Genomic DNA, 26,890 nt, shown 5'->3' with positions numbered 1-26,890 from the left:
TCTTCGACAATCACCGACTTGACGACACGGCAAACGAAGTCCCGCCGGCCGCCGGATCAACCGGACTCTTCGACAATCACCGACTTGACGACTACTTGAGGGTTGGGTCCACCCGGGAGGTTCGGGTTGGAACTTTCCTTGTGACTGGCCAGAATCTGTTCGGCCACTTTCAAACTTTCCCCGTCCATCTTACCGAACACCACGTAGGTGCCCGAGCTGTTGAGCGCAGCAGTCTTGTCGTTCACAGCGAAGAAGAACTGGGCACTGGCGCTGTTGGGGGCACTGGTGCGGGCCATCACGATCTGGCCCGGCTCATACTTGAAGTCCGAAGAACCCTCATCGGGAATGGTGTATCCGGGACCTGGATCGGACCAGTCATTGGTGTGGGGCGACCCCCCTTGGATAATGCCAATATCGGGGTCGGTACGAAACAGCAGCGTGTTGTCGTAGTAGTGATACCGGGCCAGTACCGCAAAGTTGTTGGCCGTGATCGGCGTTTTCTCCATGTCGAGATCAACGCGCATCTCCCCCGCAGTGGTGTCGAACACCGCGGTGTACTGCTTGGATGCATCCAGGCACATGGGCTGGGGACTGTCGAACTCCAGGACCTGCGGTCCCGATCCGTCGGCGGGTGGGCAAGCGCTCAAATCAATGCTCGTTTCTGAAGTGGGGTCGGTGGTTTCACCGGACATTACGACCTCATCGCCACCATCGCCATCGCCATCAGTGGTTTCCACGACCTCATCGCCATCGCCATCAGTGGTTTCCACGACCTCATCGCCACCATCGCCATCACCCCCATCATCCTTGAACATCAACCAGAGAATGAGAGTCGCCACCGCGATCACCAGCACAACCAGGAACAACCGCAACGCTCCGGAGCGGAACCGGCTTCGGGTCTCGGTGACCCTGGTCTGCTGCCTAGCCAGTTCGCGACGCTCTCGCTGACGCTGCCTCTTGTCGGTAGCCATCGCTTGAAATCTAGAGCGACAATCACCGGATTGCCCACCAGCCTCGCAAACTTGAAAAACAAGCACCAAAGGGGGCACCAGGAGCCGGTAGCTTTTCCCCGTGGCCCCAGCGCCGGTCCGGCTTTAATCGCGGCTTCGGGCGCCAGGAGCCGGTAGCTTTTCCCCCGTGGCCCTAGTGGTACAAAAGTTCGGGGGTACATCGGTGGGCAACGCCGATCGCATCCGCGAGGTGGCCGATCACGTGCGCCGATGCCGGGATCGTGGCGATCAGGTGGTGCTGGTGATCAGCGCCATGGGCAAGGAGACCGACGAGCTGCTGGCGCTGGCCACCGCGGTGTCCCAGACCCAGCCGGGCCGGGAAATGGACATGCTCATCACCGCCGGCGAGCGCAAGGCCTGCGCGCTGGTGTGCATGGCCCTCCATGATCTGGGAGTGCCGGCCGACTCCCTCACCGGCAGCCAGGCCGGTTTCATCACCGACACCAACCATAGCAACGCCAAAATCCTGGAGATCGTCCCTCACCGGGTTCGGGCCGCGCTGGATGCCGGCCGGGTGCCAGTGGTGGCCGGGGCACAGGGGGTGAGCACCGACGATGATGTCACGTTCCTGGGTAGGGGCGGCTCCGACACCACCGCGGTGGCGCTGGCCCACACGCTGAACGCCGATGCCTGCGAGCTGTACACCGATGTGTCCGGGGTGTTCACCACCGACCCTCGGGTGTGCACCGATGCCCGCAAGCTGCTCACCATCTCCTTCGACGAGTTGCTGGAGATGACCGCTGTGGGCTGTCCCAAGCCGGCAATGCGCTCAGTCGAGGTGGCCCAGAATTACGGGGTCAAACTGCACATCCGATCCGCGTTCACCTGGGAGCAGGGAACCTGGGTGGCTAAGGAGGAGCCCTCCATGGAACAACCCATCATCCGATCTGTGACCCCCGACACCTCGGAGGCCAAGATCACCATTGCCGGGGTGGCCGACCGCCCCGGGGTGGCCGCCATCTTGTTCCGGGAGCTGGCCGATGCCGGTGTGAACGTGGACATGATCGTGCAGAACGCTTCCGAGCGGGGCATCACCGACATCTCGTTCACCGTTCCCGAGGGGGATATTGATATGGCCGAGCGCATCACCCGGACAGTGGCCGAAGATATCGGTGCCACCGGGGTGACCGCCGACCGCGCCATCGCCCGGATCAGTCTGGTGGGTGCGGGCATGAAGTCCCATCCCGGAGTGGCTGCCACCATGTTCGAAACCCTGTCCAAGCACGGGATAAACATCGAGATGATCTCCACCTCCCCCATACGAATAAGCTGCGTGATCCGCCAAGACCACGCCGATACCGCTACACAAGCACTGCACCAGGCATTCGACCTAGCCCAATAACCACTGCGAGTTCCCGACACAACTGCACCGGGCATTCGACCTAGCCCAATAACCACTGCGAGTTCCCGAGTGGTCAAAAGTAGTATGAGTGGCGTGAGAGTTGCGGTTGTGGGTGCCACCGGTCAGGTGGGTGGGGTAATGCGTCGGCTGCTGGATGAGCGTGATTTCCCGGTTGACGAGCTGCGGGTGCTGGCCTCGACTCGCTCCGCGGGTCGCACCATGTCATGGCGAAATCACAACCTGGTGGTGGAGGATGCCGCCACTGCCGATTATCGCGGAGTGGACATAGCTCTGTTCTCTGCCGGGGGTGCCACCTCCCGGCAGTTGGCACCACGGGTGGCCGAGGCCGGGGCCACGGTGATCGACAACTCCTCGGCATGGCGGATGGACCCCAATGTGCCCCTGGTGGTACCCGAGGTGAACGCCCACGCTCTCAGCCACATTCCCAGGGGGATTGTGGCCAACCCCAACTGCACCACCATGGTGGCCATGCCGGTCCTAAAGCCTCTGGCCGTTGAGGCCGGGTTGCACCGCCTGGTGATCTCGTCGTATCAGGCGGTCTCCGGGGGCGGTCTGGCCGGTGTCGAAGAGCTGGACGGGCAAATCCGCAAGGTGGCCGATATCGCCTCCGGCCTGACCCACGACGGTCGGGCCGTCCCGATGCCCGCGGCATCCGTTTTCGCGGCACCCATCGCCTTCAACGCGATCCCCGAGTGCGGCTCCTGGATGGACGACAATTCTGGGGAGACCTCCGAAGAGCGCAAGCTGGTGGAGGAGAGCCGCAAGATCCTGGAGCTGCCCGAGCTGGCAGTGAGCGCAACCTGCGTGCGGATACCGGTGTTCACCGGCCACTGCCTGGCCATCAATGCCCAATTCGACCGCGCCATCAGCCCCCAGCGGGCCCGGGAATTGCTGTCGGTTGCTCCCGGCGTTGTGATCGATGAGGTCCCCACCCCGCTGGCCGCTGCGGGCAACGATCACACCCGAGTAGGACGGATTCGGGTGGATCCCACCGTGCCCCATGGCTTGGCCCTGTTCGTGGCCGGCGACAACCTCCGCAAGGGTGCCGCCCTCAACGCGGTCCAGATCGCCGAAACGCTGCTCGCTTCCTAGCGACAATATCGCTGCTTCCGGGGCGAAGCGGTCAATGTCCAACTGCTTCTGGTGGCCGCCCCAACAGGCCGCCCCAACAGGCCGCCCTAGCGGGGCGGGTTGTCGCGATACCGCTGCGCTGCTTCCTCCAGGCTCAACCCCAACTGGTTGGCCAAAGATGCCAGCCAGGCCAGCACATCCCCGAGTTCGTGCAATCTCCCGGCGTCATCACCCTTGCGCACCGCCTGAGCCAGCTCGCCCATCTCCTCGCACAACCATGCCACCGTGGCGGGTATACCCCGCTCCCGATCCTGGATTCCGTAGAGGTCGTCCATGAGCTGCTGGAATGTTGCTATCTCCATACTCATTCCATAGTCACAGGCGGTAGCCACCGTCCACACTGATTACCTGGCCTGTGATGCCCCTACCGGCCTCCGATGCCAGCATCACGGCCATCGGAGCCAACTCACCGGGTTCCAGTATCCGGCGTTGGGCGCAATCGGCCTCGGCCTCGGCGCGAGCCTGGGCGGCGCTTATCCCCCTGGCTGCGGCCAATCGCTCGAAGTCCACCAGCGATGTATTGGTCCAGCCCGGGCACAGGCAGTTCACGGTGATGCCATGGGGAGCAGCCGCCACCGCCAGTTGCTTGGTCAGGCCGACGAGACCGTGCTTGGCCGCGGTATAGGCCACGCTGGCCGCGGCCCGCTTGGACGCTCCCGAACCAATGTTGATGATCCGGCCATGGCCCTGGTCCCGCATCGGGGGCAGTGCCTCCTGGCTGGTCCAGAACGCCGAAACCAGGTTCAGCCTCAAGGTACCCATGAACGCCTCGGCATCCCCGGAAAACGGGTCGTGGTTGCCCCCGGTCGAACCGCCCACGTTGTTGACCAGCACATCTACCCGACCCCACTCGGACACGGCCGCCCGCACCGGCCGGCGGGCCTGGTCCTCGTCGGCGGCATCAGCCACCACCGCCATGGCCTCGCCCCCCGCCCCCGCTATTGCCGCCACCACCTGATCGAGTTGTTCCCGGGTACGGGAGGACACCACCACGGTCGCCCCCGCACTGGCCATCCCCAGAGCAATGGCCCGGCCGATACCCCGGCCGGCACCGGTAACCACAGCCACCCGACCAGCCAGCGACCCGCTCATAGCCATCCCCATTCAGCACCAACCCCACCCAGCAACCCGCTCACCGCCCATTCAGCACCAACCCCACCCAGCAACCCGCTCACCGCCCATTCAGCACCAACCCCACCCAGCAACCCGCTCATAGCCGCCTTCACCGGGTCAACCGGTAGGCCGCAACGGCGTTGGTCCCGGCAATCATCTGCTGCTCGGCCTTGCTCAACGGGGCTATCGACTCCCGTAACTCCACCACCACCCCGTCGTGGTACTCGGGATGGGGGTAGTCCGATGCCCACAGCACCCGATCAACCCCGAGCTTGGTGGCCGAGGCAGCCAGGTTCCACTCTCCCGGCTCGAAGCTGATGTAGCACTGGCGCGAAAAGTACTCGCTGGGCAGCATCGACAGCCACCGGCCCTCAAGAGCGAAAGACTCCACCTGCTCGTCCATCCTCTCCAACTGGGTGGCGCACCAGCCCCCGCCCGATTCCATGAACAGGAACCTCAGGCGAGGGAACCGCTCCGCCACCCCACCCATGAGAATCCGACCCATGGTCACCATCATGTTGGCAGTGTTACCGATGGCCTGACCGAGGCCCGATCCGCCGTACACCGGATCGACATCGGCATTGGTGATCTGCAAGTTCTTGTCGAACCGGCACAACCCCAGCTTGCGGATTACATCGGGGGTATCCACATGCACGCCGGGGTGAAATCCCACCGCCAGATCATGATCCTGGCACGCAGCCCAGAACCGGTCGTAAACCTCGTGACTGAGCGGCAGCTCGTCGATGTAGGCCGATGGTCGGATCATCACCCCCACCAACCCCATACCGGCGATCCACTCGACCTCGGCCACGGCCAGATCGATGTCCTGAAGCGGCACCGCTCCCACTGCGAACAGCCGGTCGGGGTGGGTTGCGCAATAATCGGCGACCCACTGGTTGTAAGCCCGCTGGCAGTCCCGCACGAACTCGGCATTGCCCAGTGCCGGAATCGGATCCACCGGTCCGAAGAACATGGTTCTGGTGGGGTACAGAACCGCGGCGTCGATTCCCACCCGATCCATGTCCACGATCCGGGCATCGGGGTCGGCACCGCCCTTGAGCATGAGCATCGACAAGCCTTCCCGATACTCCTCGGCGGTCACCCCCGCGTTGGCGCAAATCCGATCCAGCGCCTCCTTGCCACCACTGCGCAGCTCGCCTCCCACCCAGAACTCACCGAACAGCAACTCCCCCCTGGCCTGGGGAACCCAATCCCCCCATTTGGAAGCATCCATCCGCTCCACCCACAGGTCGGTGGGCTCCATCGTGTGGCCGTCACCATCAATAACCAGCATGGCTACAGGCTAAACCTTTTCCCCGGCCAACAGCCGGGGCGCACCACCAGCTCGTGCAATGGCCTCCGCCTGTTCCACCGTCTTTTCCCCGGCCAACAACCGGGCCGGCCCTCAGCAACCACCCCGGAGGGAACCACCAGCCATTCCCACCAGCGCTGTCCAAAAACTGCTAACCGTAGGAGATGGTGCGCTGAGCCAGCTTCCAGCCCCGGTCGGTACGCACCAACCGATCCCGGTAGATGCCCATGAGTGCCACCGAGGGTTCGGAGGCCGTATTCACCCAGAACTGCCAGTAGGCATCGGAAAAGGCCCGATCACCGTCCACCGTCACCACCTGGGTGGTGATCACGTGGCGGGTGTTGCTCCCTGGGCCGACATTCCCGGCCGCCCGACGCTCAACCGCACCAGCGCGCAAGCTCTCCCGCCCCTCCAGATTTGCCCCCGGCATCTCCCACCGGGCATCAGCCGTGAACAGGTCCACGTACTCATCCAGATCGCCCCCGTCAGCCAACTGAGCCAGTCTGGTTACCAAGTTCCTGATCGCAGCATCATCTCCGCTCATCAGCGAAAGGCTAACCGCACCCCCGACACAACCTCCATATCCCGGATAAATCCGCACCCCCGACACAACCTCCATATCCCGGATAAATCCGGGCCGAGCACTGCTGGCGTTTGCACCATCAACCCCTTTAGTTGTAGTTCCAACTATCGGACTTCCTTGATATAGTTGGCCCATGGTCGAGACAATGTCGGGAATCCCTCTCGATTCCGCCTTCGGCGATGGTTTGCAGCCGGGCGAGTACCCTTATACCAGGGGGCTCTACCCCTCGGGTTACCAGGGCAAATTGTGGACCATGCGCATGTTCGCCGGGTTCGGCACTGCCACCGACACCAACGCCCGGTTCCATGCCCTGCTGAACGCCGGTGGGACGGGGCTGTCCACCGCGTTCGACATGCCCACCCTCATGGGCCGGGACTCCGATCACGAGTGGTCGGAGGGTGAGGTCGGTCGAGCCGGGGTGGCGGTGGACACCCTGGCCGACATGGAGGATCTGTTCGCAGGCATAGATCTCGGCAAGGTCACCACTTCGATGACCATCAACGGGCCGGCCGTCATCGCCATGGCCATGTACATCGCAGTGGCCGAGCAGAACGGCGTGAGCCGGGCCGAACTCGGTGGCACCATCCAGAACGACATCCTGAAGGAGTACCAGGCCCAGAAGGAGTACATCTTTCCGCCTCGCCCATCGGTGCGACTGATTACCGATCTCATCCGGTTCACCACCGCGGAAATGCCCCGCTGGCACCCGGTTTCCATCTCCGGCTACCACATACGCGAGGCTGGTTCCACTGCCGCCCAGGAGCTGGCCTTCACCCTGGGCAACGGGTTCGCCTACGTGGAGGCCGCCATCGCCGCCGGCCTGGATGTGGATGCCTTCGCTCCCCGCCTTTCGTTCTTCTTCAACGCCCACAGCGACTTCTTCGAGGAGATCGGCAAGTTCCGGGCCGCCCGCCGCATCTGGGCCACCTGGATGAAGGAGCGATACGGTGCCATCAATCCCAAATCACTCATGTGCCGGTTCCATACCCAGACCGCCGGTGTCTCCCTGACCGCCCAACAACCGGAGAACAACATTGCCCGGGTGGCTGTCCAAGCTCTTTCCGCCGTTCTGGGCGGCACCCAGAGCCTGCACACCGATTCCTACGACGAAGCCCTGGCCCTGCCCACCGAGAAGGCCGCCCGCATCGCCCTTCGCACCCAGCAGATCCTGGCTCACGAGACCGGGACCGCCTCGGTGGTGGATCCCCTGGGCGGGTCCCACTTCGTGGAGTGGATGACCGATGAGATCGAGCGCCGGGCCAACGAGATCTTCGACCACATCCACCGGCTCGGCAACGGCTCCATGCTGGAGGGGGTCTACGCCGGCATAGAGGACGGTTACTTCGTGGGGGAGATCGCCGACGCGGCATACCGGTTCGAGCGGGAGATCAATGCCGGGCGACGCATCATCGTGGGGGTCAACGAGTTCACCGAGGGTGCCGATGAACAAGCCCGCCTGCTGACCATCGGCAATGACACCGAGGAGATGCAGCTCAAGCGGTTGGATCGGGTTCGAGGCGATCGCGACAACAATGCGGTCAGAGCCTCCCTGGATGCCCTGATCGAGGCCGCTCGCCAGCCCGATGTCAACCTCATGCCCCCGATCATTGACACGGTGCGGACCTATGCCACCGAGGGTGAGATAGTCGCCGCGCTGGAGTCGGTGTTCGGCACCTACGTCGAAACCGCAGTGGTGTAGGCCAATGAGCGAGCCCCCGACCAACCAACCGCAAACCCCCACCCCGAAAACCCCCACCGAGGACACCCCCACCCCGAACCGGGAAACCCCAATCCGGGTCGTATTGGCCAAGCTCGGGTTCGATGGTCACGACCGGGGGCTGAAGGTGGTGGCTCGCACGCTACGGGATGCCGGCATGGAGGTGATCTACCTGGGCCTGCGACAAACCACCGATAGCATCGTGGCCGCATGCGAGCAGGAGGATGCCGATGCCATCGGCCTGTCCATGCACAACGCCGGCCACCTCACGCTGGCACCCCGGATGGTGAATGCGGTTGCCGAGGCCGGCCTGGACATCCCGGTGGTGATCGGCGGGATCGTGCCCAGCGGCGATATCACCACCCTCATTGATGCCGGGGTGGCCGCAGTACTGGGCCCTGGCGCAGCCGCAGAAGAAGTGGTGGCCACCGTGAGAGCGGCTGTCACCAATGAACCCATCACCCGGTGAACGACGACTTGCTCATCGAGCTGTTCGAGGCAGCCACCGATGGCGACCGGCGAGCCCTGGGCAAGCTGCTCACCATGGTGGAGAGGCAGGGTGACACCGGGGCCGCGGTATCCGAGCGGGCCGGTCGCCGCGCCGGGCAGGCCCGGATAGTGGGAATCACCGGTGCTCCGGGGACAGGTAAATCCACCCTAACCGGAAGATTGGCGGCGATTTGCGGGGCGGCTCGCCCAGCCATCCTGGCCATCGACCCCAGCTCACCATTGACCGGTGGGGCCATCCTGGGCGACCGCATCCGCATGGACAACCATGCCGGCAGCGCTACCTTCATCCGATCGATGGCCACCCGGGGCCACGCCGGCGGGCTGGCGGTGGCCGTCCCCGATGCCATCCGAGTGCTCGATGCCGCCGGCCATGACCCGATCCTGGTGGAGACCGTGGGGGTCGGCCAGGTTGAGGTGGCCATTGCCGCCGCGGCCGATACCACCGTGGTGGTGGTCACCCCCGGTTGGGGCGATGCCGTCCAGGCCAACAAAGCCGGACTCCTGGAGGTGGCCGATGTGTTCGTGGTGAACAAGGCCGACCGGCCCGATGCCCGCGGCGCCCGCCGGGATCTGGAGCTGATGCTGGACCTCGGTCACCGGGAGCACGCCTGGCGGGCCCCCATCATGTTGACCACGGCCACCGAGGGGGAGGGCATTGACAACCTTTGGACGGAGATCCAACGCCACACCACCCATCTCCACGAAACCGGCGAGCTGAACCGGTGCCGCCACCGCCGCCACCGGGACGAACTGGCCGGCCGGATCCAACTCGGCCTGCGGGACCGGGTTGATCAGATCCTCAAAAGCGAGTGGGGGGAGGCCACCCTTGAGCAGGTGGACCTTGGGGAAACCTCTCCCGCCACGGCCGCCGATCAGGTGCTGGCGGCGTTGGCCCGGACAGCATCGCCCCCACCGGGGGTGACCACCACGCTGAACCCCGGCAGTCACCCCGATAAACCCGTATAAGACCATCCATCGCACCGGGAGGCTGCCATGAGTGATTACACCCCTCCGTTGGAAGACATCTTCTTCGCACTACACCACATCGCCGGACTGGGCGATCTGGCCCAGATACCCCACTGGTCCGATACGGGTCTGGACCAGACCGAGGATCTGCTGACCGAGGCCGGCCGCCTCGCCTCCGAGGTCATCGCCCCCACCAACCAAGCAGGTGACCGAACCGGAAGCGTGCTCGACGGCAACGGTAACGTCGTTGTTCCCGAGGGTTTCCGTCCCGCCTACCAGCAGTTCATCGCCGGGGGCTGGATCGCGGTGTCGGCCCCCCCCGAATACGGTGGCGCCGGGTTCCCCCTGACCGTTGACATCGCCATTCAGGAGATGGTCGCCTCAGCCAACATGGCGCTGTCTTTGTGCCCGATGCTTAGCCAGAGTGCCATCGGCGCGATAGGCGCTCATGGCCGTCCCGAGCAGCAACGTCGCTGGCTGCCCCCGCTGATCAGCGGGACGTGGACCGGCACCATGTTGCTGACCGAACCCCAGGCCGGCTCCGATGTCGGTGCTTTGACCGCTCGGGCCGAACCCCAGGCCGACGGCAGCTACCACCTGTGGGGTCAGAAGATCTTCATCACCTGGGGCGAGCACGACATGGCCGAGAACATCGTCCATTGCGTGCTGGCCCGCACTCCCGGCGCACCGGACGGCACCCGGGGCATTTCCCTGTTCATCGTGCCCAAGTACCGGGTAACGAAGGACGGTGCTTTGGGTGAGCGCAACGCCATCCGGTGCATCGGGCTCGAGCGCAAGGTCGGCATCCATGCCAGCCCCACTTGCGTAATGGAACTGGACGGCGCGGTCGGCGAACTGGTCGGCGAGGAACACCAGGGTATGCACCACATGTTCACCATGATGAACAAGGCTCGCCTTCTGGTGGGTCTCGAGGGCCTGGCCATTGCCGAGCGGGCCTACCAGCAAGCATCCGCCTTTGCCGCCGAACGGCGCCAGGGTCGCCGCCCCGGCACCGGATCCGGCATGCAGGCCCCCATCAACCAGCACCCCGACGTGCGCCGGATGTTGCTGGACATGCGAGCCCGCATCGAAGCCATGCGAGGCTTGCTCCATCTCAACGCGGCCGCAGCCGACCGGGCCGCCCACCACCCCGATCCGGTATGCCGCCGGCAATCCCAGCAGCGGTCCGAGTTGCTCACCCCGGTGGCGAAAGCCTGGTGCTCCGACCAGGGGGTCGAGGTGGCATCGCTGGGCATCCAGGTGCACGGCGGCATGGGGTTCATCGAGGAAACCGGTGCGGCCCAACACTGGCGCGACAGCCGCATCGCCCCCATCTACGAGGGCACCAACGGCATTCAGGCCATCGACCTGGTCGGCCGCAAGATCTCTCTGGGGGGTGGTGTGGTGCTGGCCGAGTTGCTGGCCGAGATGGGCGGCCTCGACAGGAATCTCGACCGGGCCGCCGACGCCGTTGCCGAGGCCGCCCGCTGGTTGGGCGACCACCCCGGCGACGACGCTCTGGCCGGGGCCACCCCGTTTCTTCAGATGATGGGGATCACCATCGGTGGTTGGATCATGGCCCGGACATGGGAAGCAGCCCATCGACTCGGCCCAACCGAACCCCACCGATCAGGGTTCTGGACCGCCAAGCAAACCTCCAGCCGCTTCTACCTCGACCAGATTCTTCCCATGGCCCCGGCATTGCTACCCGCGGCCACCTCCGGCATCGCCGCCCTGGAATAGAGGAGAGGGCGAGCAGAAACCGGCTGGTTTCCGATCAACCCCCCAGCCGTTGACGAGCCGAGGCACTACGGGCCAGCAGATGGGGCGGTACCGCAACTCCGTTCACAACTGGATCTGGATCACCACCCGCACCATTGTCGGTGCCCTGGATCGGCAGCTCCTCGGGTTCGGTACCCGCAGCAACCTCGGGACTGGCGGTTTGCTCGGCAGCCTCGGCCCGGTTGGCCAGGAAGTTCTCCCACTGGTCCTCGCGCACCAGCTTGTCGCGGTGGATGGAGCCTCGCTCCGCCCCGGTGTCGAACCGCACCCAGTAGCGTACCCAGCGCATGCCGGTATGAAGGATCACCTCACCGGGAGTTCCCTCGGCAACCCCGGCTAGATCCTCGGCCAGAACGACCCGTTCCCGGCGGTTCAACAACTCGACCACCGCCTCAGGGTACCCAGCACGGGAGAACCCTGGGAAACCACCAGCATCCAATACAGCCGAACCCTGGGAAACCACCAGCATCCAATACAGCCGAACCCTGGGAAACCACCAGCATCCAATACAGCCGGTGACGGTATCAGACACAGCCGATGACCGTTCACCCATCAATTCATTGACCACATCAACAACATGAGCCACAATACTCACTACGATAGGGCGTTGGTCAATATTGCGATTTGGTTACATTTGTAACTGATGCATGACCGCTGCCACTATCTATTACCCCTCATGCACAAGTTTTTGCGGATCCTCTGCCTCGCGGCCGTCATGCTGCCACTGGCGTTGAACAGCCCTAGCACGGCTCAGGATTTGTTCATCGACGAGCGCCGAGAGCAGATCGAGGACAAAAAACGGGAGATCGAAGCCAGGCAGCACGAGCAGCAAACCCTGAAGCGGCAAGCCCTGTTCGCCATCGAGGCGCTGAACGTTACCAACACCCAGATCGAGGAGATACACACCGCGCTGATCCAGGTCAACGACTGGATCGCCGCGGCCCAAACTCGCCTGAGCACGGTGGAACTCTCCCGAACCGCAGCTCAGGAGCGGGTGAACACCACCCGCCAGCGGGTGATCGAGCTGGATGAAGAGATCGCCGCCATCCGGGAGCACCTGAAAGACCAAGTGGTCAACATCTATCTGGATTTGGCCTACGAGCAGAACTTCCTCCTGGAGGACGGTGACCCGAACCGAAACGCTCGCCGCCAGTACTACATCGAGGAGCTCGGGGGCGATGCCCAGGTGCTCATCGACCAGATGCGGCGGGCCCAGGGCGATCAACAAATTGCCGTGCAGCAGGCCGAGCAGGCCCAAGCCGAAATCGAGCAGGCCCAAGCCGAAATCGAGCAGACCCTGGCCGACCTGGATGAGCTCAAGAAAGCACAGGAGAAGCTGCAAACCGAGTGGGACCGGAAACGCAAGGAGCTGGAGGAACAAATCGAGGCCGAGGCCCGGGCCAGCGCCGAGGTTGAGAATCAGATCGCCGGATTGAACCAGGACATCTCGAACATCGAGAGCGAAATAGAGCGGGAGAAAGAGAGGAGGCGGCTGGCCGAGCTGGAGCGCCAGCGCCAGGCCGAGCTGGCCCGGCTGGCCGAGCTGGAGCGCCAGCGCCGCCAAGGTGTGACCCAATCGGCCGGGCAGGAACGCACTGGCCAGTTCGACGACATAAACATTCCCCCTCCCCCCCAGTTCTTCCAGCCGGTACCGGGCAAGATCGGATCGGGGTACGGCAACCGGGTCCACCCTATTTTCGGCACGACCAGATTCCATGCCGGAGTGGACTACGGCGGCAACACCGGTGATCCCGTCCAGGCCGCCGCCTCCGGCACCGTGATTCAGGTGAAATCACGAACCGGGTACGGCAACACGGTAATAATCGACCACGGCACCGGATGGAGCACGCTTTACGCTCATCTCTCCAACTACAACGTGTCCGAGGGCCAGAGCGTCGGTATCGGTGAGGTAATCGGCTTCGTCGGCAACACCGGCTGGTCCACCGGCCCCCACCTCCACTTCGAGATCCGCTATCGCGGTTCCCCCCGCAATCCGGTTAATTACCTCTGATAAGGGTTAGGTTGCTGGTTCGTAATGCAGGCATTGGTGTTCGAGCGCAAACTCGCCCGGTATGCAGCCGCGGCGGTGGCCTCCCGAGTGGTTCCGGGTATCGGCGGTGGGGTGGGCCCCCTGCAACTGCGCGATATCGATCCGCCCGAAGTCCCAGGTCCGGGCTGGTGCATAATCCGACCCCGATTGACCGGGATCTGCGGGTCGGATCTAGCCACCGTGGAGGGTCGATCCTCCCGGTATTTCGAGCCACTGGTCTCGTTCCCGTTCGTTCCGGGCCACGAGGTGGTAGGCATCGACGAGGACGGTAACCGCATGGCCCTGGAACCGGTTCTGGGAGCGGCAGCTCGGGGGGAACCTCTGCCGTTTGCCGGGGCTGCCCCCGGCGATGGCGATGATTATGGCTACCTGCTGGGGGGAGCCATCGAGGACGGTATCCAGATCGGTTTCTGCTCCAGCACGGGCGGCGGATGGGGAGAGGAGCTGGTTGCTCACCAGAGCCAGCTTCATGCTGTACCGCAGGACTTCAGCGACGAAGCTGCGGTCATGTTGGAACCGGCCGCCGGTGGAATCCACGCCGCTCTGAAGGCCCGGGTGGAGCCGGGGGCCTCGGTAGTGGTGCTGGGAGCGGGCACGATGGGGCTGTGCTCGGTGGCGGCGCTGCGGGCGATGACCTCGGCCGGAACCATCATCGTCACCGCCAAGTACCCGCACCAGCGGCACCTGGCCACCGAGTTGGGGGCCGACATGGTGGTCGACCCCGGCGAGGTGCGCCGGGCGGTAAGAAGGTTCTGCGGCTGCCGGATGCTGGGTAACCATCTCTCCGCCGGGGTGGACATAACCATAGACGCGGTGGGTAGCCCCTCTTCGGTGGCCGATGCCCTGGCCATTACCCGCCCCCGGGGAAGGGTGGTCCTGCTGGGCATGCCCGAAGCCTCCCGAGTTGACCTGACCGGGTTGTGGCATCGCGAAACCGAGTTGGTTGGTGCCTACACCTACGGCACCGAAACGCTGCCCGACGGTCGCACTGCCACCAGCTTCGAGTTGGCCTTCGACCTGGTGGCCTCGGCCGGACTCGAACAATTGGTGTCAGCCCGCTACCCCCTGAATCGCTACCGGGAAGCCATCACCCACGCCGCCGAAGCCGGCCCCAGAGGAGCAACCAAGGTGGTTTTCGAACAATTCCCCTTGTAACAGTTACGGAGGTTGCATGCGGGTGTACCACTTGGAAGCTCATCGTAAAGCCTCTGAGGTTGAGCGCCTTGTAACAGTTACGGAGGTTGCATGCGGGTGTGTCGGCGTAGTGGCTGAGCTTGCGCTCAGGAACACCCGTAGTTGCCCCTATAGGCTCTCGCGGGTTGGTCCGGGCCGGATACTTCATGGAGCCGGCCGGCCCTGATGACGGCTTGCACGGATTCGAGTTCGGTGATGTCGGCCGTCGGGTCACCGGTCAGGACAACGAGATCAGCGGCCATGCCTACGGCGATGGTCCCGACAAAGCTATCGATCCCCAGAATCATGGCATTGTGCTGCGTTGCGGACTGGATCGCCTCAATCGGGGTTAGCCCTGCGTGCTTGACGAGAAGCTCGGCCTCCTGAGCAATCGTTGCGGCGCAATCGGTTCCCACGCTGATACGCACACCCCGGTCGTGGGCGCGGCTGACAAGAGCACCGACATGCGTGACATCAAGGCGCTCTGCATCATTGCTGGCATCGGGGTTGGTATGGAGAGCCAGGGTGGCATCGATAATCACACCCGCTTGGGCCATGCTCTCGAAGAGTTGGTCGAGAGTGGGGCTGTAGGGGTCAGCGCCAGGCCTGATCGGCGGAAGTGGCGAATGATCGCCGGGGTCGTAAGCAGGTATCGGATCGACATCGTGCCAGAACAACATGCCGGCATGGGACACCGACTGCACACCGGCGTTGACGTAATCCTTGGGTGCGCCAGGAAACGTCGCCGGGTGCGCCCAGGTGAGAATCCCTTGCTTTTGCGCCTCTGCGATCACTTTGCCGGCAAGTTCTCCATCAATGTCGTCATAGAGCTTGATGCCGTGGGCACCCGATTCCTTGGCTCGGGCAACCAGTGCCTCGATATCAGTGCCGGCATCCACCGGTTGAAGCCACCCAACCTCACCGGGGGTGTCTTCACCGGCCGTTTCTTGGGCTCGCCCATCGCTGCGCATCCACCTCGGCCCCGCCACAAGTGCCGACCAGTAAACGGTTGGTACCGGTTCTTCTGCTGATGCTGCCCTGTCCTGGAGCACCTTGAGTGCCTTACCGTTGCCGGCCATGTCTCGGACCGATGTGATGCCCAAGAGAAACATCTCCTGGAGCTCGAACCAACCGGGTTCGTGATCTGGACCCCGTGTCAAGTGTGTATGTCCATCGATCAACCCTGGGATGAGATAGCGGCCAGTGAGATCTATAACCAGGGCATCCTCTGGTGCCGTGATGTCCTCGTCATCGGTCACGATCCGGGTGATGATGCCATCTTCGATGACCAGATCAGCCGGCCCATAACTCTCGGTCCCGGTACCGTCCACAATCATCACGCTCTTAAGCACCAGCGGTGTGCCAGAGGGAGCGGGCCTCTCGACCGTCGGGTCCACAACTCGTCGCGACCCAACCGCCTGCTCATCAGGACTTGACGAGCACGCTGCGGCAACCATCGCGATGACCACGCCGATGAGGGCGAAGCCACAACGCCTTTTCCATCCAGTCCCGGTAACGCAGGGACAATCTCTGTTCACGGGTGATCCCTCCTTCTTACTCAACCGGCCCTCAACTGGTGCCATCTTCTCGCTTGGCAGGAAGGCGAATTGTGAAGGTACAACCGCTTCCTGGAGCAGTTTGGAGTTCGATTGTGCCTTGATGAGCTTCGACGATGGAGCGGGCAATCGCCAGGCCGAGACCTGAACCACCAGTCGCCCGCGAACGAGACTGGTCATCACGAAAGAACCGGTCAAAGACATGGGCAGCTCGAGCCGAGTCAAGGCCCGGACCATCGTCGGCAACGATGACTTCAGGACCGGTCGGAGTTGCCCGGGCCTCGAGGCGGACCTCGGTGGTGATGTCTGTATGGGTCAAAGCATTGTGCACCAGAGCAGCAACCACCTGCTGTAGCCGGAACTCGTCACCCGTTGCCTCTACCGTCGGGTCCGGGGTCTCGAGAAGGATCGATCTTTGCGGTTGAACGGCACGGGCATCATGGGCAGCATCGATAATTAGACGATTCAGGTCAATACGATCTTGTCGCAGCGGTCGTTGCTGATCGAGGTTGGCTAGCAGGAGTAGATCTTCCACAAGGCCCTTCATGCGGTTTGCCTCGCGGCTCATCCGGCGCATCATGTCTTCGACTTGTGCAGGGTCGGTGAAGTGCCCATGGGTGTAGAGATCCAAATAACCCTGAATCGAGGTAAGAGGTGTTCGCAGTTCATGGGAGGCATCGGCAACGAACTGGCGCCGGCGGGATTCGATCTTGTCGCGGTCGTCGAGCATCACGTTGAAGGCGTGGGCGAGTTTTCCGGCCTCGGTTCGACCGTCTGTCTGCTCGACTCGTTGGCTGCGATCGCCGGCAGAAATGGCTTCGGCTACCCGGGTGACGCTCCGTATCGGGTTGACACCCAGACGCTCGACCCACCAAACGGCGGCCGCTACAACCACCAGAACGAGACCACCTACAACGAGAAGCACCAACTGAAGCCGGTGGATCGCACTCTCGACCTCGTCTAGGGGAAGGGCCGCAACCAGAAAGGCATCCGTCTCACCAGCCCACGCGGCTCTGATCCGGAATCGAGCATGGCCCTCGATACCATCGACGGTGAAAGCCCGGCTCTCCAACCTGACCAATTCGGCTACCTCCGTTGGTACTTTTGGAATGTCGTTGATGAGTTGACCTTGCAGGATCGGCGACAACTTTCCATCTACAACCAGTCCGACGAACAGAGTCGATATCGGATCATCAGGTGGAGCCGAAACCACCTCGACTGGACCATCAAAAACCGGAATAAAGCCCGGGTCGGTGTATGGCAATGCCCCAGCAAGCTGCTTGTCCACCTGTTCGATGAGGAAGGATCGCTGGCTTCGCACGACAATGACACCACCGATAGCGATGAGCACCAACAAGACCCCCATAGCCGCGAACAGCCGACTCCTGAGGCTCACTCTTCTATCCGGTGATAGAACTCGGTGCCGCCTGGGTCCTTACTGGTGGTGGTCACACCTGAACTGCCTCACTCCTCAACTCGCAGCGAGAACCCGATGCCGCGGATCGTCTGGATGAGGCGCGGCTCGACATGGTCAATCTTGCGCCGGAGATAGCTTATGTAGGTGTCCACGACAGAGGAGTTGCCATCGAATTGGTAGGACCAAACATGGTCCAGGATCTGGTATCGGGACAGCACGCGGCCGCTGTTCACCAGTAGGTAATGGAGCAGCTTGTACTCAGTAGGGGATAGATGGACAATCTCGCCCGCCCGGGTAACTCGCCGTGCGTCGTCGTCCATGGTGAGATCAGCGCACCGCAGTTCCCGCCCGCCGTTGCTTGAGGTGCTACTAGCGAGGCGGAGATTGACCCTCGCTACGAGTTCAGCAACAGCAAAAGGTTTCACCACGTAGTCCGCCCCTCCGGTCGTCAGGCCGCGAACGCGGTCCTCGGTGCCGTCGCGTGCGGTAAGGAACACCACGGGTGCTTTTGACCCCCGGTCCCGGATGCGCCGCAAAAGCGTGAAGCCGTCAACGTCGGGAAGCATGACATCCAGGACGATGACCTGCGGTTGAAAGCTGTTCACAAGTTCGATGGCCTCCGCCCCGGTTTCGGCGATCGCCACTTCGAACCCGGCCATCTCCAGCGCCGACTTAACGATGAAGCGAATGTTCTCCTCGTCGTCGACAACGAGGACGCTGAGTTCAGAGCTACTGGTCACTTGAGGTCATCAACTGGGCAATCACGTCAGCTTCTCGCCGGATGGTGTCGGCATCCACCAGGTCGGTTGCCTGCTCAACCAGCACCGCGACCCGCGCCGCCAGAACCTTATCCGCAGCCTGGCTGTCGAAGAGTTCCGCCTTGAGCTCAGCCAGCTTCTTTTGGTACAGCGATTCGAACTCTGTGTTCGCGTGGAATTGTTTGACCAGTGGATTGGAGGTCTCGAAGAAATTGCACTCCTCGGGCACCTCGGAGCCCTTGGACGGTTCACCCTCGAGATCGTACCCGTCAGACAACTTGCACTCCTCGGGCACCTCAAAACCCTCAGGCGGTTCGAAGTATTGGGGTAGTTCGTACCCGTAGGGTAACTCAACACCCTCAGGCGGTTCGCATTCTTCGGGCACCTCAAAACCCTCAGGTAGTTCGTACCCATCGGGTGGGTCGGTGATATCGGACGATTCACCCCCATCGGGTGGTTCATACCCGTCAGGCAAATCACCATAAAAATCGGCGACAAAGTCATCGAAGGTCAGGTTCATGTCCCAGGGAACCACGGTGAACCGAGCCGATTCGGCATCCCACCAGAGGTAGGCATTGTTGCCCGGACCGTCGATGTCATCCCAGTTCTGCACCAATTCCATCATGGCCAGATAGATGGCGAAGGACTCGACATCGAGTCGTTCGGGCAGTTCGGCAGAAAACGTGGTGTCATCGGCTTCGTTAATGAACTTGAGGAACTCAATCAGCGGCTTGAGGTCTGCCACCTTTTTACCACCCTCCTGGTCGAACACCTCGTCATAGGCCGCCGGGGCATCTCCTCGATACGACCAGTCCCCAGTGCTCTCGGCCTTGTAGAGCGCTCCGGCCGCAGAGAAATTGCGATCCTGCCAGGCATCGTCGGATGGATGCTCGATCATTAATCGTAGCGCAGGGTCACCACCGTTGGCCCTAAACCGCACATGAGCCGCAGCTTGTGAAGCAAGCCCCGATCGCTCCAGCAAATCCAGCGATACCGCCTCGTTAAGCGAGGTCTCGGTGAAATTTGAACGGATCACAATATCGGCGTATCCCTGATGCTTCTGACCCTTTACGAACCGGTTGAGGCGAATGAGCCATGGTAGCTTTTCAGGTTTCTCCTTCGAGAGCGCGTCGGGCATGTAGCCGAGACCGGGGCCGATAACTCCATAGCTGATGAATGAAGGCAGTTGAGACCCCAGATTGACTAGTGCTTGAAAACATGCGTCGGGAACCTCACCATCCGGCAAGCTCTCCTGTTCCCCAAACCCCTGATCCTTGACCTCATAGGGAACCTCACCATCCGGGAAGCTGCCACCCCGGCCTTCAAATCCACCATATGATAATGATAGACCGAAGAGAGACGAGTTGCCCTTGAGGCGAGCTCCGGCGTGCTCGTAGGTGACCCCATCGATGGTGACGGTTACGTCGATCCAGGTCTTGTCACCAGATGTCGCATAAGTTTTAATCATAGAATCGTAGTCGTCTGGATCGAACGTGAGCTCGATCTCATGGATGGTCGATGCATCGAAGAGCTCTACCTCACCATCAGTGCCCGTCCCCCCAACCGGATCAACACTCGGCGTAGCACCCCCGGACCCAACCGGATCAACACTCGGCGTAGCACCCCCGGACCCAACCGGATCAACACTCGGCGTAGCACCCCCGGACCCAACCGGATCAACACTCGGCGTAGCACCCCCGGACCCAACCGGATCAACACTCGGCGCGGTAGTGCCGTCTCCGCAACCGGCGAGAAGCAATAAAACGGCGACGAATGCGGCTAAAACAGATCTACTTGACATATGCACCTCCTGGTTTGCCACATCAAACCAGCGAGGTTTGGTAATTTTCTTCGATCCATCTGTGAGTTCTCTGTGAGTCGGAAACCAGAAAACTCCCAGGCTATCCTAAAGAATCTCACAAAGACTCGAAGTAGACCTAGAGAGAACCGTCAAATCAACCTGGAGAAAGAGCTATGAACACCCTCCTCCCCATCTTGTTCGATCTGGTGGCAGTATCCATCCTGACATTCGGCTTGTACCTGCCTCGCCACCGCCGGCGTGATCTCGTCGTGTCCTACCTGGGCGTAAACATCGGTGTGCTGGCTGTCGCAGAAGCCTTCACCTCGACAAGCATCACCGCTGGCCTCGGTCTGGGCCTCTTCGGTGTTTTGTCGATCATCCGGCTGCGATCCGCCGAACTCGATCAGCCAGAGGTCGCCTACTATTTCGTCTCACTTGCTCTTGGGGTGCTTGGCGGCGTACCGGTCTCGCCAATGTGGCTCGTGCCCACGCTGATGGCCGCTCTTCTCGGTGCGCTTTTCATTGGTGACCACAACCGTCTCCTGACCCGGTACCGCTCCCAGCGCATGACCCTCGATCAAGCCTTCACTGATGAAAGCGCGCTCATCGCCCACCTCCAGGACCTCCTTGCCGCCAAGGTGCACAGGGTCGCCGTGCGACGTGTTGACCTTGTAAACGACACTACCGATGTGGATGTCCGCTTCGAGGTGAGCGATTCTCCTTCCGCCAGCGCCTCGTCGAACGGTCTATTCAGCCGGGGAGTCAAGTCGTGAAACCCCACCCCCTCGAATCAACTTTCGCCGAGGCCCTGCTCAACCTGGAAACGGTTGGACTCGACGGGCTGACCACGAAAGCAGGACTGCAAACCCGCAAGGACCGGAAGTACCTCGTACCCGAAGCAGCCCTCCCCGCCCTTGTCCATGAACTCGATTTTGGATGTCGAGTTCTCACCATCGACGGCCGCAACCGGTTCGCCTACCGATCCACTTATTTCGATACTCCTAGGCTCGACTCCTACTTCGATGCCGCTCATCGCCGACCGTCACGCTTCAAGGTCCGGACGCGTCACTACCTCGACACCCAACTATGCATGCTCGAGGTTAAGACCTCCGACAGTCGCGGCCTCACGGTCAAGCACCGCATGACCTGCGATCCCAACGAGGAAAACGGGCTCACAGCCTGTGGTCGAGCCTTTGTGGAAACGATCGAGCAAACAAGCACAGTGGCCGGCGACCTTCAGCCCTTGCTCACGACCACCTACCACCGAACCACACTGCTCCCCCAAGTGGATGAAGCTGCACGCGTCACCATCGATACCGGCCTTCTGTGGCGAGGGGTAGCAGCCGAGTTGGCTCTCGGACCGGTTGCGGTGATAGAGACCAAGACAACTACTCGCCCCTGCAAGTTCGATCGTCTCCTGTGGCGGTTGGGGCATCGCCCCACGACCATCAGCAAGTACTGCACCGGCCTCGCCGCACTCAACCCAACGCTCGCAGCAAACAAATGGAACCGGGTGCTACGCCACCAACTCAACTGGCACCCCGAACGCGGTCACGCTTTGCCTGCTTCTCCCTTCCCAGCGGCCGTTAACGCACCATGGTGATTCAGACGTAAGGCAAGTTCTGCCTGAATCAGGACAACCGGAAGTGCTGGATGGCGATCCCCAAGCCCGGTGCCCGAGCGAGACGGCCATCTGTGGTAAGTAGCGGTGCGTTGTGGGTGTCCGCCGCTGCTACATAGAAGGCATCGTAAGCGCTCACATTCTTGTGATACCGCCATGCCAGACTAGCCAGCGCCCGGTTGGGAATACGCTCAAGTGGCCATAGCATCAGGTCGTTGACCGCCGTAATCGCCCGCTCCTGCGAGAGGCGATCTTTCAGCACAGCTTGCCGCAGTACTGAGAGGACTTCAGCATCGATCAGATCGGGGGCCGCGAGCCCGGTATTTTCGATCATGTTGGCCAGCGCCAACCCGAGCGGCGTTCGAAGCAGGTACTCCACTGCGACCGAGGCATCAAGCACGTAGCGCTTCACCCGAGTTCAGTGTCCCGCTGTGTCCGTTCCTCTGCAAGGAGACTGGCCGCATCTGTGCCGAGGTTGGTCTCTGTTCGCTGTGCCAAGTTCATGCGCCACTCGCTCCTCGTGAGCTCCATCTCGATGGCCTCGATCACCATCGCACGCATTGAGCGGTTGCGCTCGCGGGCGTGCTGCCTAAGCCGCTCATGCAGCGCGTCCGGCATGTTCCTGACTTGAAGATTGGCCATACCACTAACTCTAGCATGCATTATACATGATGTGTGCATGCTTTTAGCATACTTTTAAGTACCTGCCCCACCCCCATACCAACCATCACCTCAATGCGGGCACGCTCACTCGCACCCAACCTCTGTGCCATACTAGTACACCTCCACCGGTGGATCGTGAATGTTTCTGATCGACCATCATGGCCGACCTGTCGCGATCACCGGTGGAGCCTTCCGTTGATCGCGAGTGCACTTGTGCATCGCGACTACACTGCCAACGGGCCCACGATTGTCAAGGTATCCCAGGACGCACTCGTTGTCTCCAACCCGGGTGGACTTCCTGAGGGAGTGACAACATCAAATCTTCTGATCACACCGCCCCGACCTCGCAACCCTGCGTTGGCCGATGCATTCAAACGAGCTGGAGTTGTTGAGCGAACAGGCCGAGGTATCAACCGGGCATTCGCCAGCCAACTTGCCCTGGGTAAGCCGGTGCCGGACTACAGTAGGAGCACCTTTAGCTCAGTCGTCGCTCGAGTGCGTTCTGGGCCCGCTGACAAGGAACTAGCTGGCTTTGTCGCGCATCAGCAGGAGCAGACGGTGCTGACCTTCGTAAAACGACATGGCTCAATAACCCGGCGTGAGGCCTCAGAATTATGTCAAATCGATTCCCAATGAGCTAGTCGCCTCCTCCGGCACATGCGAGACCAGGGGAAACTCGACATGCAGGGCGAGAAACGATCCTCGCGTTACGTGAATCCCAAAAAAGGCTGATCTAGGCAAGAAACTGATCGGTGCAGATCCTATTCATAAATTACTTTCATCTGCCGGTGACGACTGGCAACCCGCCCCGGTATCTTCGTCCCCAAATATGACATTCAGGGGGACTAAAGTTCCGTGAAGCGGTATCCGCCGGACGAACAGGGGAGCAAGGCAGTGACGAATCAGATGACCGATCGGTCGGGACAGGCGTGGGAGCGCCTCGTGGAGCTAATGGCCGCGATTGAGCAGGATTGGTGGCGCGAGATCAGGCAAATGCCCAACCCCGACGACCGGGCCGAGGCCCGCATGTTCGCTCTCAACGCCTTGCACCATGCCTTGGAGTTCTGGTCACAAGCCGACCCGGAACGGCCTTGGTTCTACCGCTGGTTCTCGCCCACCAAGAAGCTCCTGGGGGACAATCCTGACGCGGTGTACTACGGCACGGTGATCCATCCCGATCGCGACTACGTGATCCGGGGCAACCTGGCCGGTGCCGTATACACCTCGTTCACCGTGGAGCAGGGAACAGTCGGGGGGTCAATGTCCACCGGACTCGGTGCAACGCTCAATGACGACGAGATTCAAGTGCACCCCGATGGCAGCTATGAACTGCACGTCAGCCAGAAACCCCAGCCCGGCAACTGGCTGGCACTCAAGCCCGACTCTGGCAGCATCACCACCCGTCACTACTTCGAGTGGGATCGCCCGGCAGCCACCGACCCAACCCTGCACGTGCCGCTGTCCATCCAGCCGGTACCCCATCCCGGCCCGCCAACCATCCCTGACGACGAGTCCTGTGCCCAAAGCTTGGAGCGGGTCGCCACCTTCCTTCGTAGCGTCACGGTCGATTGGCCGGCAGGTCGCCCCGAGAACGTGCCGGAGTGGAGCTCAATCGAGCCAAACCGGTTCACCAACCCACCGCTCGATGCTGGCAACCGCGCCATAGGCTACGCGGCAGCCGACAACGCCTACCGTTCCACCCGTTACCAACTCACCCCCGACCAAGCCCTCGAGATACGTGGGCGGTTCCCACAATGTCGCTTCGCAAACGTGGTGCTCAACAACCGGTTCATCCAAACCCCGCCCTACCGCCACCGCAGGGTCTCGCTGAACCGGCGCCAAACCACCCTCGAAGCAGACGGCTCGTTCCGCATGATCCTCGCTCACCGCGACCCAGGTGTACCCAACTGGCTCGACACCGCCGGCGCCCCCACCGGCACGGTGTTCTGGCGCTACCTGCTACCCACCGAGCAACCAGAACAACTACAAACCCAGGTGCTACCGATCGACGAGGTTCGAGCAACAAGATAGAGCCTTCGCAATTTCGGGGGGGGGGGGGTGGCCAGTGGAGCTTGTCCCCCACGCCGTTTGGCACGAAGAGCTGGCAACCACGTGAACCCAGAGCCATGTCGTATATGATCGGGCTCAACCTTGAGTTATGATTTCAACCACCAAATATGGAAGGGACAAAAAATGGATCAGATGGACCTGACTGAAGTTTTGAAGCGAGCTGCTGACACAATCAGATCGGATGACATCTGGGAGGAAGCCCATGTGAAGCAAGCCCTGATAATCCCTATTCTCGCGGCTCTAGGATGGGATCAAATGAATCTCACTGAGCTGCGGTCAGAATACTTACTTCCAAACAAACACAAAGTGGATTATGCCTTGCTTTCACGTAAGGAGCCTAAAGTTTTTATTGAAGCTAAACGGCTTGGCAACCTAGATAAAAAAGCAATAGATCAGATTTTCAATTATGCTACCAACAAAGGAATACCACTGCTTGTTCTCACAGATGGTCAGCATTGGGACTTCTATCTCAGTATGGCAGATGGAGAACCATCTAGTAGGTTATTCTATCAAATCGAGATATCAACCAAGAGTAAGGGTGATAGTGGCTCATTTTTAAAAGAGCAAAAAGAAAATTTTAAAAATTTTTTATCTAAAGAAAAAGTTATTTCTGGGGAAGCACGAAGAACAGCTGAGGCGCATTATGAGGAAAGAAAATCACAAGAACGAGCACGACAGACTATTTTTGAAGCTTGGGAAAAAATTCTTATAGACTCTGATACAATTCTTATTGACGCTCTAGTTGAAGAAGTAGAAAAGCTTTGTGGTAAAAAACCTCACAAGGATGATAAGTGGCAAAAATTGGTTACTTGCTAAGCAAAAAGATATTTTAACCCTTAGTTCAAAACAAAAAAATATTACAAAAAGTTAAACGCTAACTACTGGATATTTGTACACATAAACAACAACAACAAGCGAAAAAGAATTGCGACTTACTGTGAGGTAGCTGGCTTGAAGTATGGGACTGACCTTACTTTAATTGAGGAATAATATGAATGGCTTAAGGTGAATAAGGGGTTAGTTGTCGCTGGGGATTGAGGGCGAATCATCTGAGCGCAGCCAGTCACCAAGAATACGATGCCTAAATCGGACAAGTCCCCGTGCAGCAGGAACGATGATTTCAGCTTTGATAAGTCTGGCTCGGTAGGAGCGAGCAAAATCGTTGGAGCGTTGGATACGCTCGGCTATGTCGCTCACACGTGAAACGTCTTCGTCCTGGGCCATTGCTTTCAAGAAACGCTTGTCCTGATTGGATAGAGAAACCCAGGTAGGTTTGACCACTTGGTCGATGAGAGCTACCTCGGCTCTGGCGATTCCATCCTCTACATCAGCTCTGGCAAGACCCGACATAGGAGAGTTTGAGGCTTCCCATGAGTAGTAGCCGATGAGCTGCACCATGTACGGGTAGCCGGAGGTGGCAGCAACGGCTGCCCTCAAATCAGCTTCGGCGATGCTTGACCCGCGATCACATATTGGGCGCAGTAGTGCTTCAGAGGCATCCTGGTCGCTCAGAGGATTAAGGTGAGCGCGAGCGCAACGCTGGAAAAAAGTCATGCCGGGATCAGCCAGAAGGCTGTCTTCAATATCGGGTAGCGCCGCACTCACGAAAAGCAAGGGGTGTTGCTCCCTGCGGGTCACGTGCTGCACAGTTGCTGCTAGTTCCCTGGCCTCGCCTGTTTCGGCTGCCTGAAACTCGTCAACTGTCACTAGTACACCTATACGCTTAGTGTCCAACTTTGAAGCCAGCGATGTCAGAGCTGTCCTGAGGTCGGGAATTTCGGAAGGTTTTGAAGTATCCCATGTGGCCGTAAACCCGGCAGCCTTCACGGTAGTTAGCTTGGGCTTCCGCTTGACAATTTGATCGGCGAGGGTCAACGCGGCCCGGGTGATACGTGAGCACAGACCAGGAGTGGAGGCCGAAGTTGAGATCGTGACCCATGATGCTCGCTCAGCTTCGTGTTCCAAAGCGTTCAACAATGCGGTCTTGCCCGATCCGCGCGTACCCAGAATCAACATGGTGTAGTCGGGGTGGTGAGGTCCTGTTTCGACTGCTTCGGCTATTCGAGCCAGCGTGTCAGCGCGGCCAGCCAAAAATGGGGGTGCAGTGCCGAATGTCGGAGAAAAAGGATTGGCGGACTCTCGTTCGGTCTTACGCCTTGACACCCAACCATCCGACATACCCACAGCTTATCACAAGTTCTCACAAAGGTGCTACCCCTATCACAAGTTCTCACAAAGGTGCTACCCCTATCACAAGTTCTCACAAAGCGGCCTTAGCTATCACAAGTTCTCAC

General features: G+C 60.9%; 27 protein-coding genes. 13 read left to right on the top strand and 14 right to left on the bottom strand.

Annotation, left to right across the window (positions count from 1 at the left end):
• Positions 1–56: 56 nt before the first annotated feature.
• Complete coding sequence (locus tag ACOGXC_RS13135) at positions 57–971, bottom strand: peptidylprolyl isomerase (protein WP_419918620.1); 915 nt, start codon at positions 969–971, stop codon at positions 57–59.
• 166 nt (positions 972–1,137) lie between these two features.
• On the opposite strand from ACOGXC_RS13135, the gene ACOGXC_RS13130 reads away from it, so the two are divergent.
• Positions 1,138–2,352, top strand: coding sequence for an aspartate kinase (locus ACOGXC_RS13130; protein ID WP_419918619.1), 1,215 nt, complete (start codon positions 1,138–1,140; stop codon positions 2,350–2,352).
• 93 nt (positions 2,353–2,445) lie between these two features.
• Positions 2,446–3,465, top strand: a complete 1,020-nt coding sequence (locus ACOGXC_RS13125; protein WP_419918618.1) for an aspartate-semialdehyde dehydrogenase — start codon at positions 2,446–2,448, stop codon at positions 3,463–3,465.
• A gap of 86 nt (positions 3,466–3,551) precedes the next feature.
• On the opposite strand, the gene ACOGXC_RS13120 is transcribed toward ACOGXC_RS13125, so the two are convergent.
• From ACOGXC_RS13120 to ACOGXC_RS13100, 5 genes are all read right to left on the bottom strand, one after another.
• A complete protein-coding gene (locus ACOGXC_RS13120; RefSeq protein WP_419918617.1) occupies positions 3,552–3,806 on the bottom strand; it encodes a MazG nucleotide pyrophosphohydrolase domain-containing protein in 255 nt (84 codons plus the stop codon).
• A gap of 13 nt (positions 3,807–3,819) precedes the next feature.
• On the bottom strand, positions 3,820–4,596 hold the full coding sequence (locus ACOGXC_RS13115) for an SDR family NAD(P)-dependent oxidoreductase (protein WP_419918616.1): 777 nt from the start codon (positions 4,594–4,596) through the stop codon (positions 3,820–3,822).
• Complete coding sequence (locus tag ACOGXC_RS13110) at positions 4,593–4,718, bottom strand: hypothetical protein (RefSeq protein WP_419918615.1); 126 nt, start codon at positions 4,716–4,718, stop codon at positions 4,593–4,595. The genes ACOGXC_RS13115 and ACOGXC_RS13110 overlap by 4 nt, the downstream gene beginning before the upstream one ends.
• A gap of 8 nt (positions 4,719–4,726) precedes the next feature.
• On the bottom strand, positions 4,727–5,911 hold the full coding sequence (locus tag ACOGXC_RS13105) for an amidohydrolase family protein (protein ID WP_419918614.1): 1,185 nt from the start codon (positions 5,909–5,911) through the stop codon (positions 4,727–4,729).
• 169 nt (positions 5,912–6,080) lie between these two features.
• Positions 6,081–6,473 (bottom strand): nuclear transport factor 2 family protein, encoded by a 393-nt coding sequence (locus ACOGXC_RS13100; RefSeq protein ID WP_419918613.1) that lies wholly within the window; start codon positions 6,471–6,473, stop codon positions 6,081–6,083.
• 172 nt (positions 6,474–6,645) lie between these two features.
• Between ACOGXC_RS13100 and ACOGXC_RS13095 the strand changes: the two genes are divergently transcribed.
• From ACOGXC_RS13095 to ACOGXC_RS13080, 4 genes are read left to right on the top strand one after another with little or no spacing between them, the layout of a single operon-like run.
• On the top strand, positions 6,646–8,211 hold the full coding sequence (locus ACOGXC_RS13095; RefSeq protein WP_419918612.1) for an acyl-CoA mutase large subunit family protein: 1,566 nt from the start codon (positions 6,646–6,648) through the stop codon (positions 8,209–8,211).
• A 4-nt stretch (positions 8,212–8,215) separates the two neighbouring features.
• The gene (locus tag ACOGXC_RS13090; RefSeq protein ID WP_419918611.1) at positions 8,216–8,698 is read left to right on the top strand and encodes a cobalamin B12-binding domain-containing protein; all 483 of its coding nucleotides are present in this window, start codon (positions 8,216–8,218) and stop codon (positions 8,696–8,698) included.
• Complete coding sequence (gene meaB / locus ACOGXC_RS13085; RefSeq protein ID WP_419918610.1) at positions 8,695–9,705, top strand: methylmalonyl Co-A mutase-associated GTPase MeaB; 1,011 nt, start codon at positions 8,695–8,697, stop codon at positions 9,703–9,705. The genes ACOGXC_RS13090 and meaB overlap by 4 nt, the downstream gene beginning before the upstream one ends.
• Positions 9,706–9,732: 27 nt before the next feature.
• Complete coding sequence (locus tag ACOGXC_RS13080) at positions 9,733–11,448, top strand: acyl-CoA dehydrogenase (RefSeq protein WP_419918609.1); 1,716 nt, start codon at positions 9,733–9,735, stop codon at positions 11,446–11,448.
• Between the two features lie 34 nt (positions 11,449–11,482).
• On the opposite strand, the gene ACOGXC_RS13075 is transcribed toward ACOGXC_RS13080, so the two are convergent.
• Entirely contained in the window at positions 11,483–11,875 is a 393-nt protein-coding gene (locus tag ACOGXC_RS13075) for a hypothetical protein (RefSeq protein WP_419918608.1), read from the bottom strand.
• A gap of 288 nt (positions 11,876–12,163) precedes the next feature.
• On the opposite strand from ACOGXC_RS13075, the gene ACOGXC_RS13070 reads away from it, so the two are divergent.
• Entirely contained in the window at positions 12,164–13,498 is a 1,335-nt protein-coding gene (locus ACOGXC_RS13070; RefSeq protein WP_419918607.1) for a peptidoglycan DD-metalloendopeptidase family protein, read from the top strand.
• A 24-nt stretch (positions 13,499–13,522) separates the two neighbouring features.
• Positions 13,523–14,692, top strand: coding sequence for a zinc-dependent alcohol dehydrogenase (locus ACOGXC_RS13065; RefSeq protein WP_419918606.1), 1,170 nt, complete (start codon positions 13,523–13,525; stop codon positions 14,690–14,692).
• Between the two features lie 125 nt (positions 14,693–14,817).
• Here ACOGXC_RS13065 and ACOGXC_RS13060 read toward each other — a convergent pair whose 3' ends face one another.
• The 4 genes from ACOGXC_RS13060 to ACOGXC_RS13045 all read right to left on the bottom strand — a co-directional run bounded on the left by ACOGXC_RS13060 (position 14,818) and on the right by ACOGXC_RS13045 (position 19,909).
• The gene (locus ACOGXC_RS13060; protein ID WP_419918605.1) at positions 14,818–16,062 is read right to left on the bottom strand and encodes an amidohydrolase family protein; all 1,245 of its coding nucleotides are present in this window, start codon (positions 16,060–16,062) and stop codon (positions 14,818–14,820) included.
• A gap of 217 nt (positions 16,063–16,279) precedes the next feature.
• Complete coding sequence (locus ACOGXC_RS13055; RefSeq protein ID WP_419918604.1) at positions 16,280–17,632, bottom strand: sensor histidine kinase; 1,353 nt, start codon at positions 17,630–17,632, stop codon at positions 16,280–16,282.
• Between the two features lie 98 nt (positions 17,633–17,730).
• Positions 17,731–18,423, bottom strand: a complete 693-nt coding sequence (locus ACOGXC_RS13050) for a response regulator transcription factor (protein ID WP_419918603.1) — start codon at positions 18,421–18,423, stop codon at positions 17,731–17,733.
• The gene (locus ACOGXC_RS13045; protein ID WP_419918602.1) at positions 18,413–19,909 is read right to left on the bottom strand and encodes a CotH kinase family protein; all 1,497 of its coding nucleotides are present in this window, start codon (positions 19,907–19,909) and stop codon (positions 18,413–18,415) included. Before ACOGXC_RS13045 ends, ACOGXC_RS13050 begins: the two co-directional genes overlap by 11 nt.
• A gap of 506 nt (positions 19,910–20,415) precedes the next feature.
• Here ACOGXC_RS13045 and ACOGXC_RS13040 point away from each other — a divergent pair.
• Positions 20,416–21,015 (top strand): DUF4956 domain-containing protein, encoded by a 600-nt coding sequence (locus tag ACOGXC_RS13040; RefSeq protein ID WP_419918601.1) that lies wholly within the window; start codon positions 20,416–20,418, stop codon positions 21,013–21,015.
• On the top strand, positions 21,012–21,845 hold the full coding sequence (locus ACOGXC_RS13035; RefSeq protein ID WP_419918600.1) for a polyphosphate polymerase domain-containing protein: 834 nt from the start codon (positions 21,012–21,014) through the stop codon (positions 21,843–21,845). Before ACOGXC_RS13040 ends, ACOGXC_RS13035 begins: the two co-directional genes overlap by 4 nt.
• 28 nt (positions 21,846–21,873) lie before the next feature.
• Here ACOGXC_RS13035 and ACOGXC_RS13030 read toward each other — a convergent pair whose 3' ends face one another.
• Both ACOGXC_RS13030 and ACOGXC_RS13025 read right to left on the bottom strand, forming a co-directional pair.
• On the bottom strand, positions 21,874–22,275 hold the full coding sequence (locus ACOGXC_RS13030) for a type II toxin-antitoxin system VapC family toxin (RefSeq protein ID WP_419918599.1): 402 nt from the start codon (positions 22,273–22,275) through the stop codon (positions 21,874–21,876).
• Positions 22,272–22,505 carry a FitA-like ribbon-helix-helix domain-containing protein gene (locus ACOGXC_RS13025; protein WP_419918598.1) on the bottom strand — a complete coding sequence of 78 codons (234 nt, stop codon included), beginning with the start codon at positions 22,503–22,505 and terminating at the stop codon, positions 22,272–22,274. Before ACOGXC_RS13025 ends, ACOGXC_RS13030 begins: the two co-directional genes overlap by 4 nt.
• 93 nt (positions 22,506–22,598) lie before the next feature.
• Here ACOGXC_RS13025 and ACOGXC_RS13020 point away from each other — a divergent pair, with 93 nt between their 5' ends.
• From ACOGXC_RS13020 to ACOGXC_RS13010, 3 genes are all read left to right on the top strand, one after another.
• Entirely contained in the window at positions 22,599–23,162 is a 564-nt protein-coding gene (locus tag ACOGXC_RS13020) for an ATP-binding protein (protein WP_419918597.1), read from the top strand.
• A 258-nt stretch (positions 23,163–23,420) separates the two neighbouring features.
• Positions 23,421–24,557, top strand: a complete 1,137-nt coding sequence (locus ACOGXC_RS13015) for a DUF1214 domain-containing protein (protein WP_419918596.1) — start codon at positions 23,421–23,423, stop codon at positions 24,555–24,557.
• A 162-nt stretch (positions 24,558–24,719) separates the two neighbouring features.
• Positions 24,720–25,412 (top strand): type I restriction endonuclease, encoded by a 693-nt coding sequence (locus ACOGXC_RS13010; RefSeq protein WP_419918595.1) that lies wholly within the window; start codon positions 24,720–24,722, stop codon positions 25,410–25,412.
• Between the two features lie 201 nt (positions 25,413–25,613).
• On the opposite strand, the gene ACOGXC_RS13005 is transcribed toward ACOGXC_RS13010, so the two are convergent.
• The gene (locus tag ACOGXC_RS13005; RefSeq protein WP_419918594.1) at positions 25,614–26,774 is read right to left on the bottom strand and encodes an ATP-binding protein; all 1,161 of its coding nucleotides are present in this window, start codon (positions 26,772–26,774) and stop codon (positions 25,614–25,616) included.
• Positions 26,775–26,890 lie beyond the last annotated feature (116 nt).

It is taken from the genome of Candidatus Poriferisocius sp. (assembly GCF_965202595.1).
In the GTDB taxonomy this organism is placed as follows: domain Bacteria; phylum Actinomycetota; class Acidimicrobiia; order Acidimicrobiales; family Bin134; genus Poriferisocius.
This window is presented reverse-complemented; position numbering and strand designations above follow the sequence as displayed.

What these genes read in the sequence shown, in the direction of transcription:
- ACOGXC_RS13100 (WP_419918613.1), bottom strand. Translation starts at nt 6,473, where the DNA reads ATGAGCGGAGATGATGCTGCGATCAGGAACTTGGTAACCAGACTGGCT.
- ACOGXC_RS13115 (WP_419918616.1), bottom strand. Translation starts at nt 4,596, where the DNA reads ATGAGCGGGTCGCTGGCTGGTCGGGTGGCTGTGGTTACCGGTGCCGGC.
- ACOGXC_RS13025 (WP_419918598.1), bottom strand. Translation starts at nt 22,505, where the DNA reads ATGGCCAATCTTCAAGTCAGGAACATGCCGGACGCGCTGCATGAGCGG.
- ACOGXC_RS13135 (WP_419918620.1), bottom strand. Translation starts at nt 971, where the DNA reads ATGGCTACCGACAAGAGGCAGCGTCAGCGAGAGCGTCGCGAACTGGCT.
- ACOGXC_RS13010 (WP_419918595.1), top strand. Translation starts at nt 24,720, where the DNA reads ATGGATCAGATGGACCTGACTGAAGTTTTGAAGCGAGCTGCTGACACA.
- ACOGXC_RS13055 (WP_419918604.1), bottom strand. Translation starts at nt 17,632, where the DNA reads ATGGGGGTCTTGTTGGTGCTCATCGCTATCGGTGGTGTCATTGTCGTG.
- ACOGXC_RS13105 (WP_419918614.1), bottom strand. Translation starts at nt 5,911, where the DNA reads ATGCTGGTTATTGATGGTGACGGCCACACGATGGAGCCCACCGACCTG.
- ACOGXC_RS13005 (WP_419918594.1), bottom strand. Translation starts at nt 26,774, where the DNA reads ATGTCGGATGGTTGGGTGTCAAGGCGTAAGACCGAACGAGAGTCCGCC.
- ACOGXC_RS13110 (WP_419918615.1), bottom strand. Translation starts at nt 4,718, where the DNA reads ATGAGCGGGTTGCTGGGTGGGGTTGGTGCTGAATGGGCGGTGAGCGGG.
- ACOGXC_RS13120 (WP_419918617.1), bottom strand. Translation starts at nt 3,806, where the DNA reads ATGGAGATAGCAACATTCCAGCAGCTCATGGACGACCTCTACGGAATC.
- ACOGXC_RS13070 (WP_419918607.1), top strand. Translation starts at nt 12,164, where the DNA reads ATGCACAAGTTTTTGCGGATCCTCTGCCTCGCGGCCGTCATGCTGCCA.
- ACOGXC_RS13095 (WP_419918612.1), top strand. Translation starts at nt 6,646, where the DNA reads ATGGTCGAGACAATGTCGGGAATCCCTCTCGATTCCGCCTTCGGCGAT.
- ACOGXC_RS13090 (WP_419918611.1), top strand. Translation starts at nt 8,216, where the DNA reads ATGAGCGAGCCCCCGACCAACCAACCGCAAACCCCCACCCCGAAAACC.
- ACOGXC_RS13065 (WP_419918606.1), top strand. Translation starts at nt 13,523, where the DNA reads ATGCAGGCATTGGTGTTCGAGCGCAAACTCGCCCGGTATGCAGCCGCG.
- ACOGXC_RS13040 (WP_419918601.1), top strand. Translation starts at nt 20,416, where the DNA reads ATGAACACCCTCCTCCCCATCTTGTTCGATCTGGTGGCAGTATCCATC.
- ACOGXC_RS13080 (WP_419918609.1), top strand. Translation starts at nt 9,733, where the DNA reads ATGAGTGATTACACCCCTCCGTTGGAAGACATCTTCTTCGCACTACAC.
- ACOGXC_RS13020 (WP_419918597.1), top strand. Translation starts at nt 22,599, where the DNA reads ATGCGGGCACGCTCACTCGCACCCAACCTCTGTGCCATACTAGTACAC.
- ACOGXC_RS13045 (WP_419918602.1), bottom strand. Translation starts at nt 19,909, where the DNA reads ATGATTAAAACTTATGCGACATCTGGTGACAAGACCTGGATCGACGTA.